13 protein-coding genes, 1 tRNA gene and 1 pseudogene are annotated in these 16588 nt (G+C 68.4%); 5 read left to right on the top strand and 10 right to left on the bottom strand.

Translation table 11 applies throughout. The annotated features are described in order from the left end of the window. Positions 1-141 precede the first annotated feature (141 nt). Together OHB56_RS11255 and OHB56_RS11250 are read right to left on the bottom strand one after the other, a co-directional pair. The gene (locus OHB56_RS11255) at positions 142-1047 is read right to left on the bottom strand and encodes a chitosanase (protein WP_406352990.1); all 906 of its coding nucleotides are present in this window, start codon (positions 1045-1047) and stop codon (positions 142-144) included. Beyond that, positions 1044-1973, bottom strand: coding sequence for a rhomboid family intramembrane serine protease (locus tag OHB56_RS11250; protein WP_326752130.1), 930 nt, complete (start codon positions 1971-1973; stop codon positions 1044-1046). The genes OHB56_RS11255 and OHB56_RS11250 overlap by 4 nt, the downstream gene beginning before the upstream one ends. Positions 1974-2205: 232 nt before the next feature. Between OHB56_RS11250 and OHB56_RS11245 the strand changes: the two are divergent. After that, positions 2206-2402: pseudogene (locus OHB56_RS11245) on the top strand (toxic cation resistance protein); the annotation flags it as partial. Positions 2403-2517: 115 nt separating this feature from the next. Here the strand turns inward: OHB56_RS11245 and OHB56_RS11240 are convergent. Continuing rightward, positions 2518-3444, bottom strand: a complete 927-nt coding sequence (locus OHB56_RS11240; protein ID WP_326752129.1) for a hypothetical protein — start codon at positions 3442-3444, stop codon at positions 2518-2520. 111 nt (positions 3445-3555) lie between these two features. Between OHB56_RS11240 and OHB56_RS11235 the strand changes: the two genes are divergently transcribed. After that, entirely contained in the window at positions 3556-3930 is a 375-nt protein-coding gene (locus OHB56_RS11235; RefSeq protein WP_406352987.1) for a chorismate mutase, read from the top strand. A 200-nt stretch (positions 3931-4130) separates the two neighbouring features. Continuing rightward, positions 4131-6656 carry an aminopeptidase N gene (gene pepN / locus OHB56_RS11230; RefSeq protein WP_406352985.1) on the top strand — a complete coding sequence of 842 codons (2526 nt, stop codon included), beginning with the start codon at positions 4131-4133 and terminating at the stop codon, positions 6654-6656. 142 nt (positions 6657-6798) lie between these two features. Here pepN and OHB56_RS11225 read toward each other — a convergent pair whose 3' ends face one another. Continuing rightward, a complete protein-coding gene (locus OHB56_RS11225; protein WP_326752126.1) occupies positions 6799-8643 on the bottom strand; it encodes a 5'-nucleotidase C-terminal domain-containing protein in 1845 nt (614 codons plus the stop codon). A 303-nt stretch (positions 8644-8946) separates the two neighbouring features. Here OHB56_RS11225 and pyk point away from each other — a divergent pair, with 303 nt between their 5' ends. Then, complete coding sequence (gene pyk, locus OHB56_RS11220) at positions 8947-10383, top strand: pyruvate kinase (protein WP_406352982.1); 1437 nt, start codon at positions 8947-8949, stop codon at positions 10381-10383. Between the two features lie 18 nt (positions 10384-10401). On the opposite strand, the gene OHB56_RS11215 is transcribed toward pyk, so the two are convergent. Further along, positions 10402-11145, bottom strand: coding sequence for a helix-turn-helix domain-containing protein (locus tag OHB56_RS11215; protein ID WP_406352981.1), 744 nt, complete (start codon positions 11143-11145; stop codon positions 10402-10404). Positions 11146-11251: 106 nt separating this feature from the next. Next, positions 11252-11324 (bottom strand) — tRNA-Leu (locus tag OHB56_RS11210). A 105-nt stretch (positions 11325-11429) separates the two neighbouring features. Between OHB56_RS11210 and OHB56_RS11205 the strand changes: the two genes are divergently transcribed. After that, positions 11430-12086, top strand: coding sequence for a response regulator (locus OHB56_RS11205; RefSeq protein WP_326752123.1), 657 nt, complete (start codon positions 11430-11432; stop codon positions 12084-12086). 74 nt (positions 12087-12160) lie between these two features. On the opposite strand, the gene OHB56_RS11200 is transcribed toward OHB56_RS11205, so the two are convergent. The 4 genes from OHB56_RS11200 to OHB56_RS11185 are packed head-to-tail and all read right to left on the bottom strand — an operon-like array spanning position 12161 to position 16552. Further along, complete coding sequence (locus tag OHB56_RS11200) at positions 12161-12877, bottom strand: ABC transporter ATP-binding protein (RefSeq protein ID WP_360042287.1); 717 nt, start codon at positions 12875-12877, stop codon at positions 12161-12163. Beyond that, entirely contained in the window at positions 12874-13782 is a 909-nt protein-coding gene (locus tag OHB56_RS11195) for an ABC transporter ATP-binding protein (protein WP_406352978.1), read from the bottom strand. Before OHB56_RS11195 ends, OHB56_RS11200 begins: the two co-directional genes overlap by 4 nt. Positions 13783-13787: 5 nt before the next feature. Beyond that, positions 13788-15614 (bottom strand): branched-chain amino acid ABC transporter permease, encoded by a 1827-nt coding sequence (locus OHB56_RS11190; protein WP_406352976.1) that lies wholly within the window; start codon positions 15612-15614, stop codon positions 13788-13790. 5 nt (positions 15615-15619) lie between these two features. Next, positions 15620-16552: a branched-chain amino acid ABC transporter permease gene (locus OHB56_RS11185; protein WP_406352974.1), complete on the bottom strand. Its 933-nt coding sequence runs from the start codon at positions 16550-16552 to the stop codon at positions 15620-15622. Positions 16553-16588: the final 36 nt, after the last annotated feature.

The following is a 16588-nucleotide window of genomic DNA, read 5'->3' as shown; positions in this document are numbered from 1 at the left end:
GCCGGTCCGGACCGCGCACAACGGGACCTGACGGTCCCCCGCAGAGGTCCCGTACAACGGCGTACGGAACACAGGTGGCGCCTGCCCGCCGGTCCCCGACCAGGACGGATTGGGCAGGCGCTGCCGCATGCGCTCACCCGCTCAGGGAACGCGGAAGGCCTCCCCGTGCACCTGCCACGTCAGCGGCGTGGTCAGCTCCAGGTTCCCCTCCCTCAGGAACCGGCGCTGGGCGGTGTCGATCCGGGACGTGTCGGAGCCCGGCTTCTTCGCGAGCACGGCCGCGCGGCGCACGTCGAGGAACGCCTCCAGGAACGCCTTCTCGCCGCCGCCCTGGCCCGGCGTTCTCGCCTTGCGCATGGCCTGCTCCCGCAGGCCGTAGAAGCCGTCGGAGCCGGTGTCGGGGCCACGCCGGACCATCGCGTCGTAGTACACGAACTGGCCGAGCGTGCCGAGGCCGTCGAGCTTGGCCATGCGCACCGCCGGGTCGAAGTAGACCCGGTCGCGCTCGGCCTCCTGGGCCGCGCGGAACGCCGGCGTCCTCGCCTCGGCCTGCCAGGCGGCCGTGAAGCCCGGGTCCAGGCCCTCGTGCGAGTCCGTGCCGTCGACCTCGTGCAGCGCCGGCAGATACCTTGCCAGGCCGTTGTCCGGGTGGTCCTCGGTATAGCCCTCGACGAGGGCGAGCAGGTCGTGGGTACCGGTGGTGAAGCCGACGATGCCGGCCGTGTAGCCGACGCCGTCCCCGGCGTCCTCGATGGAGCCGTAGGTCTCGCGCCAGCGCAACGTCGCGTTCTCGGCGCTCGCCAGGATCTGCTGGGCGAGCTCCTTCTTCGCCGGGTCGGCCAGGCCCGGCGGCCGGCTCGCCACCACCTTGTCGTCCTTGGCCGACTCCGACTCGGCGCGCTCCTTGGCCTGCTCGCGCGCAGGGGGCGAGGCGGACACGGCCGGGCCGTCGCCCACGGCCGCGCCGTCGGACCCTCCGGGCACCAGCATGTACACGGCCGTCGCCACCACGGGCACGGCCGCGAGCAGCAGGGCTGAACGTTTCACTGGGAAACTCCTCCACCGGTCAGTTCCGACACCTTGGCCACCGCCAGGACGACGAGCAGCGCGAGCAGGACCAGGCAGGCCCCCGCCTGCAGCACCGTCCGGCGCCTGCCCCTGGGCACGTACGCGAACGCCGCCGCCACCGCACCCCCCGCCAGCATCCCGCCCAGATGCCCCTCCCAGGACGTCACCACCGCGGAGATCACCAGCCACAGCAGCAGCCCGGCCATGAACCGGTTGACCGCCCGCATGTCGGCACCGATCCGCCGGGCCACCACGTAGTACGCGGCACCCAGCCCGAAGATCGCCCCGGACGCGCCGACCACGGCGTCCTGCGGTGCCAGCAGCAGCACCAGCACCGAGCCGCCCAGCGCCGACAGCAGGTACAGGGCGAGATAGTGGACACGGCCCAGCATCGGCTCGACGGCCCGGCCCAGGTTCCACAGCGCCACCATGTTCATCACGATGTGCAGGATCCCGAACGTGCCCTCGGTGGGCGGAAGATGCAGGAAGGCGCCGGTCAGCAGCCGGTACCACTCCCCGTTCACCAGACCTTCCGCACGGAAGTCCCCGTAGTACGGGCCCTCGACCCACACGTAGTGACCGCCGTCCGGCCCGACCAGCCCCGCGCCCAGCATCGCGAACCGGTCCACGACCTCCGGCAGCGCCAGCTCCGCCAGGTACGCCAGCACGCTGACGGCGATCAGCGCGTACGTCACCACCGGCACCGCCGAGACGCGCCCGCCGACCACGGTGCGGGCCTGCCGCACCGACCGCATGCCCTCCTTCACGCAGTCGGGGCACTGGTGGCCCACGGCCGCCTCCCGCATGCAGTCCGGGCAGATGTACCGGTCGCAGCGCACGCAGCGGACATGGCACTCCACCTTGGGATGGCGATAGCAGGTGGTGACAGTGGCCTCGGAATCCACGGGCCGGCTCCTTGCGACGGACGGGACGGACGAGCCGGTAGGGACGGCGGCGAACAAAATATCGAACGATGGGGGAGAGGTGTGCAGGCGGGGTGGAGGCGCCGTACCCTCGGGGCCGGTTCCGCGGACCGGACGACCGCTTCCGGTGACGGGACCACCGGCCCCCGGCGCCCGAGCGGCGGTCCCGGCGACAGGCGGGGGAGCGCGCACGGCCGCGATCAGCCTGAGCGGGATGGAGAAGACCGAGCCCGCACCGGTCAGCCTGTACAGGACCGCAGGGCACGCGGTGCCCGGGCACGGGCCGCACGGGCTGCGCGCCGCCGTCCACCTCGTGATCGACCACTCCGGCTCGATGCGGCCGTACTACGCCGTACTACGCCGTACTACAAGGACGGCAGCGTGCAGGCGCCCGCCGACCGGGTGCCGGGCCGGCTGCCGGACGAGTTCCCCCAGTGGCCGGCGGACGCGCGGGCACGAGGGACCCTCCGGCCGAGGACGCCCGCATCACCGCCGGGCCGGGCCGGCGCCCCGACCTCCCCGCCCCCTACGTGTCGCACTCCAGCACCGTCCGGCACAACGTGCACCGCGCTCGTACCCGCCCCCGCACCGGGACCCTGATCCGCTGATGGCACGTAGGACACGGGAACGACACCCGCAACGGCTCCTCACGGCCACCGCCCCGCGTGAAGCTGTACGGCACATCCGTGCGGGCCGTCCGGTCCGAGGGGAAGGGGAGGACCCCCCGCTGCCCCTGCTGGGCATACCGGCGCTCCCGCGCGTACCGCCTGCGCCCCGTCCAGCCGGCAGCCGTCAGCGGCGGCTGCCGCCCGTCGAGCCGGGCCAGCTCCATCCCGCTCACGTACGCACGGTAAGCCTGCTCGCTGGTGAACCACACCGACGGATCCTCGCCGAACGCCAGCGACCGCTTCGCCAGCACATAGCCGAACTCCTCCGGCGTGAGATACCCCAGCTTCTGCGACGACACCTCGTCCTGACGGAACGCGTCCAGCAGCAGCCACCCCGCCCCCAGATACGTCGCCGCCGTATCCGTCAGCAGCTCGTTGTCGCGCGCATCGGGAAACGACAGCCCCAGACGATGCAGATAGACATGCGTCACCTCGTGAGCCAGCGCCGCCCCTATGTCCCGCCGATGCGTCCGGAACCGATCGTTCAGCTCCACGAAGTACTCAGGACCCGCCGCCAGCTCGACATTCGCCGCATGCCTCATCTCGCGAAAACTGACGATCAACCGCTCATCCGGCAACCGGTAGTGCCGGACCATCTCCCGTGCCACCCGCTGCGCCCCCATATGAAGATCATCCGTGTCGCAGAACGCAACATCGACAGGCGCCACACTCACCGAGAACGACCGGACCGTGTCATACGACAAACGCCGGTACACCGCGGTCACCGCCGATCGCACCGTCCCCAGATGCGGGAAGCCCCGCTCCACCGCCCCGTCGCTCGTCACGCCTCACCCCCAAGACGTCCCACCACCGATTCCACTGTACGAGCCCACCCCGGCACCTGTCCCGACCGCGGACACCCGCCACCCCGCCACCGCCCCGTAGGCTGACTTCCCATGACCACCAGCAGCACCGGTACCGGTGACGTCGACCCCGCAGTCCGCGAGGAACTCGCCAGGCTGCGCGACAGCATCGACAACATCGACGCGGCCGTCGTCCACATGCTCGCCGAACGCTTCAAATGCACCCAGCAGGTCGGCCGCCTCAAAGCCGAACACCGGCTGCCCCCCGCCGACCCGGCCCGCGAAGCCCGCCAGATCACCCGGCTGCGCACCCTCGCCGAGAACGCCAAACTCGACCCGGCCTTCGCCGAGAAGTTCCTGAACTTCATCATCGCCGAAGTGATCCGCCACCACGAACACATCGCCGACGGCGCCACCAGGAGCACCGCCGGCAGTCCCACCGGCACCCCCGCACCCACCACGGACTGACCCCCCGGCCCCCCTCCCCGGGGGGCACGGGCACCCACGGCCGACACCACACCCCGCCGGCACCGCCCCCACACGACGGCACGCACACCCCGCACACCCCGCAACCCCCACACAGGGGCGCACACCCGGGAGCCCACCCCGGACCGGACATAAGCCGTGTACCGATCCGCCTCTGTGCCCCACCAACGCCATCAGGCAGCATGGCCTGCATGTCCGTACTCACGCGCGACGAAGCGCAGAACCGAGCACAGCTCCTCGACGTCCACCGCTACGCGATCGAACTCGATCTCACCACCGGTGACGACACCTTCGACTCCCGCACCCTGATCCGCTTCACCGTCCTCGCGGACCAGGACGACACGGACACCTTCGTCGAGGTCAAGCCCGCCGAGCTGCGCTCCGTCACCCTCGACGGACACCCACTGGACCCCGAGACCCTCGACGGCAACCGACTGCCGCTCAAGGACCTCACCCCCGGCGAACACGAACTCCACATCGACGCCGCCATGCACTACTCCCGCACCGGCGAAGGCATGCACCGCTTCACCGACCCCGCCGACGGCGAGACCTACACCTACACCCAGCTCTTCCTCGACGACGTCCAACGCGTCTTCGCGGCCTTCGACCAGCCCGACCTCAAGGCCGTCTTCGACCTCACCGTCACCGCCCCCCGCACCTGGACCGTCCTCGCCAACGGCATCACCGAACACCTCGGCGACGGCCGCTGGAAAGCAGCCACCACCCCCCTCATCTCCACCTACCTCGTCGCCGTCGCCGCCGGACCCTGGCACTCCGTACGCACCGAACACCGAGGCCTCCCCTTCGGCCTCCACTGCCGCCGCTCCCTCGCCCCCCACCTCGACGCCGACGCCGACGAACTCCTCGACGTCACCCGCGCCTGCTTCGACCGCTACCACGAAAAATTCACCCAGCCCTACCCCTTCGACTCCTACGACCAGGCCTTCGTCCCCGAATTCAACGCCGGCGCCATGGAAAACCCCGGCCTCGTCACCTTCCGCGACGAATTCGTCTTCCGGTCCGCCGTCACCGACACCCAACGGCAGACCCGCGCCATGGTCATCGCCCACGAAATGGCCCACATGTGGTTCGGCGACCTCGTCACCCTCACCTGGTGGGACGACATCTGGCTCAACGAGTCCTTCGCCGAATACATGGGCTACCAGACCACCGCCGAAGCCACCCGCTTCACCGACACCTGGACCGACTTCGGCGTCACCCGCAAACCCTGGGGCTACGACGCCGACCAGCGCCCCTCCACCCACCCCGTCGCCCCCGAGGACGTCCAGGACACCGCCTCCGCCCTCCTCAACTTCGACGGCATCTCCTACGCCAAGGGCGCCTCCGTCCTGCGTCAGCTCGTCGCCTGGCTCGGCGAAGAAGACTTCCTCGCCGGCATCAACACCCACATCGAGCGGCACAAATTCGCCAACGCCACCCTCACCGACTTCATCGACTCCCTCGCCTCCGCCACCGACCGCGACGTCCACGCCTGGGCCAACGCCTGGCTCACCACCACCGGAGTCGACACCCTCACCCCCGAACTCCGCACCGACAACGGCCACTGGCACCTCACCCTCCACAACCCGCCCCCCGTGGACGAAACCGGCCGCCCGCACCGCATCACCCTCGGCCTCTACGACCACGACCCCCACACCCCCCACGGCCTCACCCCCCGCACACCCCTCGAAGCCGACCTCTCCACCACCGGCACCACCACCATCAGCGCCCCCGGCCCCCGCCCCGCCCTCCTCGTCCTCAACGACGGCGATCTCACCTACGCCAAGATCCGCTTCGACGACGAGTCCACCCAGACCCTCCGCACCCGCCTCTCCGGACTCCCCGACCCCCTCACCCGCGCCGTCGTCTGGAACGCCCTGCGCGACGCCGTCCGCGACGGCGAACTCCCCCCCACCACCTACCTGGACATCGCCCGCACCCACCTCCCCCACGAAACCGACCTCGCCCTCGTCGGCGGCGTCCTCGCCTTCGCCACCACCCACGTCACCGACCGCTACATCACCCCCGGCCGGCGGCCCGCCGCCCTCGCCACCCTCACCGACCTGTGCCGCGACCTCATCCGCCGCACCGAGGACGGCGACCACCCCGGCCTGCGCCTCATCGCCGTACGCCACCGCATCGACACCGCCGCCCACCCCGACACCATCGCCGCCTGGCTCACCGACGGCACCGTCCCCGGCGGCCCCGAACTCGACCCCGAGCTGCGCTGGCGCATCCTCACCCGCCTCGCCGTCCTCGACGCCACCGACGAAGCCGCCATCGCCGCGGAACTCGCCGACGACCCCAGCGCCACCGGCCAGGAAGGCGCCGCCCGCTGCCGCGCCGCCCTGCCCCACGAAGACGCCAAAGCCCGCGCCTGGGACGCCCTGTTCCACACCGACAACCTGTCCAACTACCTGTTCACCGCCACCGCCCAAGGCTTCTGGCAACCCGAACAGGCCGACCTCGTACACCCCTACGTCGCCCGCTACCACAAGGACGCCGTCGCCCTCGCCGCCCGCCGCGGCCCCGCCATCGCCGAAGCCGCCGGCCACTGGGCCTTCCCCGTCCACGCCGTCGACCCCGAAACCCTCCGCCTCGGCCAGAAATGCCTCCGCAAGGCAGACCCGACCCCCGCCCTGCGCCGCAAACTCGTCGACCAGCTCGACGACCTCGCCCGCGCACTGCGCATACAGCAGCAGGCGTAAACCGGCAGACACACCACGCGACCGGGGGCGCCGCACCACCATGCGGCACCCCCGGCAACACGTCAAGACGACCTCGGCCACCCCGGGCGGCCGCCGGGAACACCGGCCCTCACACCACCGGCACACCCTCCCGCACAACCCCTCAGAACACCGGCACACCCTCCCGCGTCAGCCGCCAGTCCACCGACGCGAACTGCGCCGGATCCAGCACACCCCTCGCCGTCACCCACTCCGCGATCCGGGTACGGATCTCCGTCGACTCCGACCACACCTCCTTCGCCGACGCCACATGCGGAAACGCGCCGCCCCCGTTCGCCCGGTAATTGTTCACCGCGAACACGAACTCCTGCGCGTCATCCAACGGAGCACCCCCGACGGTCACATTCCGGATCCGCGACCCCACCGGCTGCGCGACATCAATGTCGTACCGCAACCCCGACACATAGTCGTAGTTGTAGTCCGGCCGCCCACCCGCGTTCGTCAACGCCGCCACATCCACCGGCGCACCCACCGCCGTCCGCACGAAATACCCCGCCGAATACTCCAGATACGCCCGCACCTGCGCACCCGTCATCAACTTCGCCACCAACGTGTTGTCATACACATACAGACCCGACAGATCCCGGATCGTCACCTCACCCGCCGGAATCTCCGACGTCCGCGAGAACGGCGACCCCTGCGACAACACCGGCAGCGACGCGTACTCCGAACCCGCCAACGCGGCCCGCACCACGTCCTCCTGCACCTTGGTGATCAGATCGATGATCGGCGCGTCCTTGTAACGCGCCTCCACCGTCGTCAACGCCACCGTCGCCGAACCCACCACCTGATTGACGTACGCCACCACCTCCGCATGCTCGTCCGACAACAGACGCGTGATCCGCGGATCGTCCTCCACCGTCGCCGCATCCCGCAACGAGGCCCCCACCGACTCCACCCGCCACCGGCCCCGCTCCAGAACGAGTCCGAAGTCGAACAACGTCAACCGCTCCGCATAACACAGCGGCTCCGACAGCACGACCTCCCGGCCCGTCTCCTCATTGACGACCCGCAACTCCTCGATCTCCGCATGCGCGTGCCCGACCAGAATCGCGTCGATCCCCGGCACCAGCCGCGCCACATTCGCCGCAGCGTTCTCCACATACGGCAACTGATCCCCGTACGACGACGTACCCGACGACCCCGAATGCGCCGACACCACCACCACGTCCGCACCCATCGACCGCAGCTTCGGCACCCACTTCGCCGCCTGCTCCTCGAGCCCCGGGAACGTCAGCCTCCCCTGCACATGCGCCTTGTCCCAGATCGCGATCCCCGGATTCGTCAACCCCAGCACCGCCACCCGCACCGGCGGAGCACCCTTCACCCGGAACTCCTTGATGAAATACGGCGGGAACGCCGGCTTCAACGTCTTCGCGTCCAGCGCGTTCGCACCCAACAACGGGAAACGGCACTGCTCCTCGAACTTCCGCAGCGTCTCGATCCCATAGTTGAACTCATGATTGCCCAGCGCCACCGCGTCGTACCCGATCGCGTTCATCGCCTGCGCCATCGGATGAACCGGACCGCCCTTCGCGGTGATCGGATCCACCTTCGCGTAGTAGTACGTCAACGGCGTGCCCTGGATCGTGTCACCCGCGTCCAGCAGCATCGTGTGGTGCCGGCCCTTTTCCCTGCGGACCTGCTCCACCAGCGTCGACACCCGCGCCAGCCCCTGCGCGTTGCCCGCCCCGTCCTCGTACTCCGCGTCCTTGAAGTAGTCCCAGTTGAAGACATGGCCGTGCAGGTCCGTCGTCCCCATCACCGTCAGCGCGTACCGCTTCACCGGCTTCCCCTTCCCCTCTCTGCCCCCACCCGCCGCCACGACGGACCCTGCGGCCTCCGCGGACCCGGCGGCCCGAGCAGCGGGAGCCGCCGCACCCGCCAGCGCCACCCCCGCCCCCGTCGCAGTGGACCTCGTCAGAAACTTCCGGCGGTTCAACGGCATCCGGGGCTCTCCTCAGGCAGGCAATGACGCGCGTAGATCCACGCGCGACGATTCTGACCTGAACACGTCGAGTCTGACCAGCCCTCACGAGCCGCGATCCGGCAGGACGGCACGGGCGGCGGCGATGACGGCGGCGGACGCCGTGACCGGCCGTGAGAACCGCGCCGCGGCCGACGATCCGGTGTGCTCATCGGAGCGCATGGCCGCACAGTTCAACACTTGTCAATAGTCATTCATGCGCAGTCCGCCGAATGGTCACATGTGACCTAATCCCTACCCGTCGGTAAGCCCTAGGCTCATTCCATGCGCCGAGCCAAAATCGTCTGCACGCTAGGGCCCGCCACTCATACATACGACCAGATCAAAGGCTTGGTCGACGCCGGAATGGACGTCGCCCGATTCAACCTCAGCCACGGCAGCCACGCCGAACACGAGGAGCGCTACCACCGGGTCCGAAAAGCCGCCGACGAAACCGGACGCAGCGTCGGCCTCCTCGCCGACCTTCAAGGCCCGAAAATCAGACTCGGCCACTTCACCGAAGGCCCCGTACTCCTTGAACGCGGCGACACCTTCACCATCTCCGTGGAAGACGGCGTCCAAGGCGACCGCCACACCTGCGGCACCACCCACGCAGGCCTCGTCGACGACGTCACCCCCGGCGAACGCATCCTCATCGACGACGGCAAAGTCACCCTCCACGTCACCGAGGTCGACGGCCCCCGCGTCCACACCACCGTCATCGAAGGCGGCATGGTCTCCGACCACAAAGGCCTCAACCTCCCCGGCGTCGCCGTCTCCGTCCCCGCCCTCTCCAAAAAGGACGAGGACGACCTCCGCTGGGCCCTGCGCACCGGCTTCGACACCATCGCCCTCTCCTTCGTACGCAGCGGACACGACATCAAGGACGTCCACCGCATCATGGAGGAAGAAGGCCGCCGCCTCCCCGTCATCGCCAAAATCGAAAAACCCCAAGCCGTCCAGAACATCGACGACATCGTCGCCGCCTTCGACGGCATCATGGTCGCCCGCGGAGACCTCGGCGTCGAAATGCCACTCGAACAAGTCCCCATCGTTCAAAAGCGCGCCATCAAACTGGCCAAACGCAACGCCAAACCGGTCATCGTCGCCACTCAAATGCTCGACTCGATGATCGACAACGCTCGCCCCACCCGCGCCGAAGCCTCCGACGTCGCCAACGCCATCATCGACGGCACCGACGCCGTCATGCTCTCCGGCGAAACCAGCGTCGGCAAACACGCCGTCCACACCGTCCGCACCATGGCCCGCATCGTCGAAGCAGCCGAAGAGGACATCCTCACCAAAGGCCTCCCACCCCTCACCGACACCAACAAACCCCGCACCCAGGGCGGCGCCGTCGCCCGAGCCGCCGCCGAAATCGGCGACTTCCTCGACGCCACCCACCTCATCGCCTTCACCCAGTCCGGCGACACCGCCCGCCGCCTCTCCCGCTACCGCTCACCCATCCCCCTCCTCGCCTTCACCCCCGACCCCGCCACCCGCTCCCAGCTCAGCCTCACCTGGGGCGTCGAAACCTTCCTCGGCCCCCACGTCGACTCCACCGACGCCATGGTCGACCAGGTCGACGAACTCCTCCTCGCCTACGGCCGCTGTAAGAAGGGCGACATCGTCGTCATCACCGCCGGCTCCCCGCCCGGCGTCTCCGGCTCGACCAATCTCGTCCGCGTCCACCACGTCGGCGAGGACGACAGCCCCAAGTAGCCTCATCAGGGCCCCGGTTCAGTACTTGGGGCCCACGTGAAGGTCCATCAGGGCGACGGACGCCTTCTTGGCGACGGAGATGTTGCGGGGGTTGGGCTGCCGCCATTCGACACCCACTTGGTTCAGGGATGTTGTGAAGAGGCGGATGATGTCGGCCGAGAGATTGGTGAAGAAGTACCGCGGGTACTCATAGCGCTTCCGTTCACCGCGGACCATGCGCGTCGTCCAGTTGGTGATCCGGCATCCGTCGGAGTGGATGAGTCCACGGATGAACTGCCAGGGGTACTTGTCGACCAGAGCCTGTTGCCAGGGCTGCAGAGCGATGGAACGATCATGCTTTTTGCCGGGCCCGTGTTGGGGGAAGAGCTGGGGCCAGTGCGGAGAGTAGCTGGTGATCATCACACAGCCCTGCTTCGGCTGTGTGTAGACGCCGATACCGGGGCGCACTCGCGTGATGGCTTCGCGGCACAGTTCGATCAATCCCGGCCATGCGTCGGCGCACGCGATCCGCAGGTAGTAGCCGGAGTGTCGGTGCGGGCTGATGCAGCCGTCGCCGAGATAGAGGCCGAGGAGATAGGCGTAGGCGAACTCATCGGCAGGCGGTCCCGGATCCGGAGTCATCATGCGGGGCATGGGCTCCAGGCGGTGCTGCCAGGACCTGATCGCGGCGCGCGAGACGCCCGTCTCGCGGCTCACCGAGTTGAGGCTTCGGCCCTGGGCCACCAAAGCCAGTGCCCGCCTGCGTGTGCTGAGGTCGTACATGTGCACACGATGCGTGGGGGGCCACTACGACACGCGGCAAAAAGCGGATGTTCACGAGAATGCGAACATCCGCTTAGGAATGACGACCTTGCAATCGAAGGAAAAGTGCCCCGGGTGGGATTCGAACCCACGCTGTCGGTGGTTTGAGCACCGTGTCTCTTCCGCTGGACTACCGGGGCTTCCTCTAAAACAAAGGTTGGCGGTCACCCGCCGTGCCCCCACCTTACCGCAGCTAGGTACGCTCTTGTCAGCAGTATCTGCCCTGCCCGCACCAAGGAGCCCCGTTGAGCGTCCCCGAGTCGCCCCAGCCAGTAGACGTGCCCGACGACGACAAGTCGCACGTGCCTCCGATGACGACGCGTGTCGTGATCGCCGAGGACGAGGCGCTGATCCGGCTCGATCTCAAGGAGATGCTGGAGGAGGAGGGGTACACCGTCGTCGGTGAGGCCGGTGATGGTGAGCGGGCGGTGGAGCTTGCGCGGGAGCACCGTCCGGATCTGGTGATTCTCGATGTGAAGATGCCGAAGCTGGACGGTATCTCGGCGGCGGAGAAGATCGCCGAGGAGAGTATCGCGCCGGTGTTGATGCTGACGGCGTTCTCGCAGCGTGATCTGGTGGAGCGGGCGCGGGACGCGGGGGCGATGGCGTATCTGGTGAAGCCGTTCTCGAAGAGTGATGTGGTGCCGGCGATCGAGATGGCGGTGTCGCGGTTCACGGAGTTGCGGGAGCTGGAGCGTGAGGTCGCGGATCTGAGTCTGCGGCTGGAGACGCGGAAGCTGGTGGACCGGGCGAAGTCGGTGTTGCAGACGGTGTACGGGTTGTCGGAGCCGGCGGCGTTCCGTTGGATTCAGAAGACGTCGATGGATCGGCGGATGTCGATGCAGCAGGTGGCGCAGGCGGTTATCGATGACGCGGAGGAGAAGAAGGCTGCGAAGGGGTAGTTGTCGGTTGTGCTGCTGAGGCCCGGTTCCCTGGGGGAGCCGGGCCTCAGTGTTGTGCTTGTGGTGTGGATGGGTCAGTCGACGCCGAGGTAGGCCTTGCGGACGGATTCGTCGTGGAGGAGGTCGCGTCCGCTTCCGGAGAGGACGATGTTGCCGACTTCCATGACGTGGCCGTGGTCCGCGAGGGAGAGGGCGGCCTGGGCGTTCTGTTCGACGAGCAGGATGGTGGTGCCCTGGGCCTTCAGTTCGGCGATGGTGGCCATGATCTTCTGCATCATGATCGGTGAGAGTCCCATGGAGGGTTCGTCGAGCATGAGGAGTTTGGGCTGGGACATGAGGGCCCTGCCCATGGCGAGCATTTGCTGTTCTCCGCCGGAGAGGGTTCCCGCGGCTTGTTTGCGGCGTTCTCCGAGGATGGGGAAGAGGTCGTAGGAGCGCTGGATGTCCTTGTCGATGCCTGCCTTGTCGTTGCGGAGGAAGGCGCCGAGGCGGAGGTTGTCCTCGATGGTCATGCGGGGGAAGATGTGCCGCCCCTCGGGGGAGTGGGCGAGGCCGTGGGAGACGATCTCGTGGGCGGGGATCTTCTTGAGTGATTTTCCGTTGAACTTAATTTGGCCGCCGACCGGCTTGAGGAGGCCGGAGAGGGTGCGCAGGGTGGTGGTCTTGCCGGCGCCGTTGGTGCCGATGAGGGTGACGACTTCGCCGGCCTCGACCTTGAAGGAGATGCCCTTGACGGCTTGGATCTTGCCGTAGGCGACTTTGAGGTCTTCGACTTCCAGGAGTGCGGTCATCGGTCGTTCTCCTTGCCGGGCGCGGCGTCCGTGGTGGCCTCGGCGGCTGCTTCCGCGGCTTCGACTTCGGCTGCTTCTTCGGCGCCGGGGTCGTTCGCGATGGGTTCCCCGATGTAGGCGGCGATGACGCGTTCGTCGGCCTGGACGGTGGCGGCGTCGCCTTCGACGAGTTTCTGTCCCTGGACGAGGACGGCGACGCGGTCGCAGAGGTTGAAGATGAAGCGCATGTCGTGCTCGATGACGAGGACGGCGATGCCCTTGTCCCGGATGGCGAAGACGAGTTCTTCGGTTTCGCGGGTTTCCTGGGGGTTCATGCCGGCGGTGGGCTCGTCGAGGAGGAGGAGTCCGGGTTCGCTGGCGAGGGCGCGGGCGATCTCGAGCCGGCGTTGTTCGCCGTAGGGGAGGTTGCGGGCGAGGTGGTCGGCCTTGTCGGCGAGGCCGACGAACTCGAGGAGTTCCATGGCGCGTTCGCGGGAGGCGGCTTCGGCCCTGTGGAAGCCGGGGCCGCGCAGGAGGGCGGACCAGAGGCCTTCCTTGGTGCGGGTGTGGCGGCCGACGAGGACGTTCTCGAGGACCGTCATGTTGCCGAAGAGGCGGATGTTCTGGAAGGTGCGGGCGACGCCGGCGGCGGTGACCTTGAAGGACTTGGGGGGCAGGACCTTGTCCTTGTAGCGGACTTCGCCTTCGGTGGGGGTGTAGAGGCCGGTGAGGCAGTTGAAGAAGGTGGTCTTGCCGGCGCCGTTGGGTCCGATGAGGCCGACGATTTCACCGCTGTTGACGGTGAGGTCGACGCTGCGGACGGCGGTGAGACCGCCGAAGCGCATGGTGACGCCGCGGGCGTCGAGGATGGTTTCGCCCGGGGTGGCGCCGGTGGGGGCGCTCGGGGTGGTGGTGTCGGTTGTCATGGTGGTCAGGCCCCTGACTTGCTGAGGACTGTGGGTGCTTCGGCCTCTGCGTGGAATTCGAGCTGGCGACGCCGGTTGGGGATGAGGCCTTCGGGCCGGAAGCGCATGATGAGGACGAGCGCGAGGCCGAAGGCGAGGAGCTGGAAGTCGCCGAGGAACTGGAGTTTGGCGGGGATGAGGTAGAGCAGGGCCGCGCCGACGAGGGGCCCGCTGATGGTGCCCATGCCGCCGAGGACGACTGCGGCGAGGAGGAAGGCGCTGTTGGGCGGGACGACGTGGGCGAACATGTACTGCTCGGGGGTGACGGTGTAGGTGACGTGGGCCTGGACGGCGCCGGCGAGGCCGGCGAGGGTGGCGCCGAGGGCGAAGGCGATGAGTTTGACGCGGAATCCGTTGATGCCCATGGCGCGGGCGGCGGTTTCGTCTTCGCGGATGGCGACCCAGGCGCGGCCGATGCGGGAGTCGCTGCTGCGTCGGAAGACCACGACGACGACCAGCGTGATGAGGAGCATCAGCAGGAAGTAGTTGGCGAACCGGGCGATGGTGAAGCCGGCGATGGTGTGTTCCTGGCCGAAGTCGAAGCCGAGGATGTTGATGTTGGGGATGGAGGAGATGCCGTTGGAGCCGTTGGTGATGTCGGGTCCGGAGGTGCCGTCGGTGTTGAGGACGGCGAGGCGGAAGATCTCGCCGAAACCGAGGGTGACGATGGCGAGGTAGTCGCCGCGGAGGCGGAGGGTGGGGGCTCCGATGAGGACGCCGAAGACCATGGCGACGGCTGCGCCGAGGAGGGCGCTGGCCCAGAAGGGGAGTTGGATGTCGAAGGGGCTGGAGGGGCTTCCGGAGACCATGGCGGCGGTGTAGGCGCCGACGCCGAGGAAGGCGACGTATCCGAGGTCGAGGAGGCCGGCCAGGCCGACGACGATGTTGAGGCCCAGGGCGACGGTGGCGAAGATGAGGATGTAGACGCCGATGGTGGCGTACTGGTCGTCGGACTGGGTGAAGGGGAAGGCGGCGGCTGCGACGAAGGCGCCGATCAGGGTGACGTTGCGGTGTCTGGCGGTGATCGCGGAGACGCGGTCGATCAGCCCTGCCTTGGCGAGGGCGGCGAAGCCGAAGCCGGCGGTGATGAGGAAGCCGACGAAGAGTTCGTCGTACGAGGTGCCGATGCCGTAGGTGAAGACGATCAGGCCGGTGGTGAGGGCGGCGACGATGATGAGGATCTCGGCGTAGGCGGGGAGTTCGCGTGCGGGCCGGGTGCGGCCGGTGGCGATGGCTGCGCGCAGGAGGGCGAAGCCGCGCCGGAACTCGTGGCGGATCTGTTCCCAGTCGCTGTCGTCGGGGTCGTGGGGGTCGGGTTCGGGCCGTTCGAAGGGTAGGGCGAGGGCGCCGAGGAGGGCGGTGAGGGTGGCGAGGGCCGCGATCCAGCCGCCGGGTTCGAGGTTGACGAATCCGCCGAGTTTGGCGCTGATGGCGGTGATCGTGTACCAGGCGGTGGCGAAGGTGCCGGTGGCGGCGAGTTTGATGGCGCTGTCGGCACCGGCGGGGGTGAGCCAGCGCAGGCCCTTGGTGCCGTAGGAGGCGAGGCCGAAGAGGGTGGTGAGGGCGCCGCCGATGAGGACGAGGACCTGGAGGCCGCCGGGGTAGCCGTAGTAGGTGAGGTCGCCGGGGAAGGCGGAGGTCCAGGTCCAGGCGAGGAAGGTGGAGATGACGGTGAGGGCGCCGCCGGCGGTGGCGAGGGCGCGGCCGATGTGCTCCGGGATGCCGATGATGCCCTTGTTGGGTTCGGCGGTGTGGGAGCCGGGGGTCTGTGCTGTGGTGGTCTGTGTGGTCATCGGTGTCACGCCCTGTCCGCGACGCGCTCGCCGAGGAGGCCTTGGGGCCTGAAGAGGAGCACGAGGATGAGGAGTACGAACGCCCAGACGTTTGCCCAGGACTGGCTGCCGAACTGCTGCATGCCGGGGATGTCGGAGATGTAGGCGGTGGACAGGGCTTCGGCGATGCCGAGGACGAGGCCGCCGAGCATGGCTCCGTAGATGTTGCCGATTCCGCCGAGGACGGCGGCGGTGAAGGCCTTGAGTCCGAGGATGAAGCCCATGCGGAAGTCGATCTGGCCGTACTTGAGGCCGTAGGCGACGCTGCCGACGGCGGCGAAGATGGCGCCGAGGGCGAAGGCGACCACGATGATGCGGTCGGTGTTGACGCCCATGAGCTTGGCCGTGTCGGGGTCCTGGGCGGTGGCCTGCATGCCGCGTCCGGTGCGGGTGCGCATCACGAAGTAGCCGAGGATGGCCATGCTGAGGGGGGCGGCGCAGAAGACGAAGACGTCGCCGGTCTGGATGGTGACGGTGCCGATCTCGAAGGGTCCGCCGGGGATGCTGGGGAAGGTGCGGGCGGACTTCGCTTCGGGGTACCAGGCCCATACCGCCTGCTGGAGGGCGAGGGAGAGGCCGATGGCGGTGATGAGGGGGGCGAGGCGGGGGCCGCCGCGCAGGGGCCGGTAGGCGAACCGTTCCGCTCCTACGGCCACGGTGGTGGAGATGATCATGGCGCCGATGAGCATGAGCGGCAGGGCGATCAGCATGGAGGTGCCGTCGGGCAGGACGTATACGTAGACCGTGAGTGCGCCGAAGGCGCCGGTCATGAAGATCTCGCCGTGGGCGAAGTTGATGAGCTGGACAATGCCGTAGACCATTGTGTAGCCGAGGGCGACCAGCCCGTACATGGATCCCAGTAGCAGGCCGTTGACCAGCTGCTGCGGCAGTTCGTTCACCGCATGTCCTCCGAGCGTTCGGAAAGTTCGATGGAT

Source organism: Streptomyces sp. NBC_01635, from assembly GCF_045209715.1.
Lineage (GTDB): Bacteria > Actinomycetota > Actinomycetes > Streptomycetales > Streptomycetaceae > Streptomyces > Streptomyces hirsutus.
Note: the sequence above shows the minus strand (reverse complement) of the source record. Positions and strands in the feature narration are given on the sequence as shown.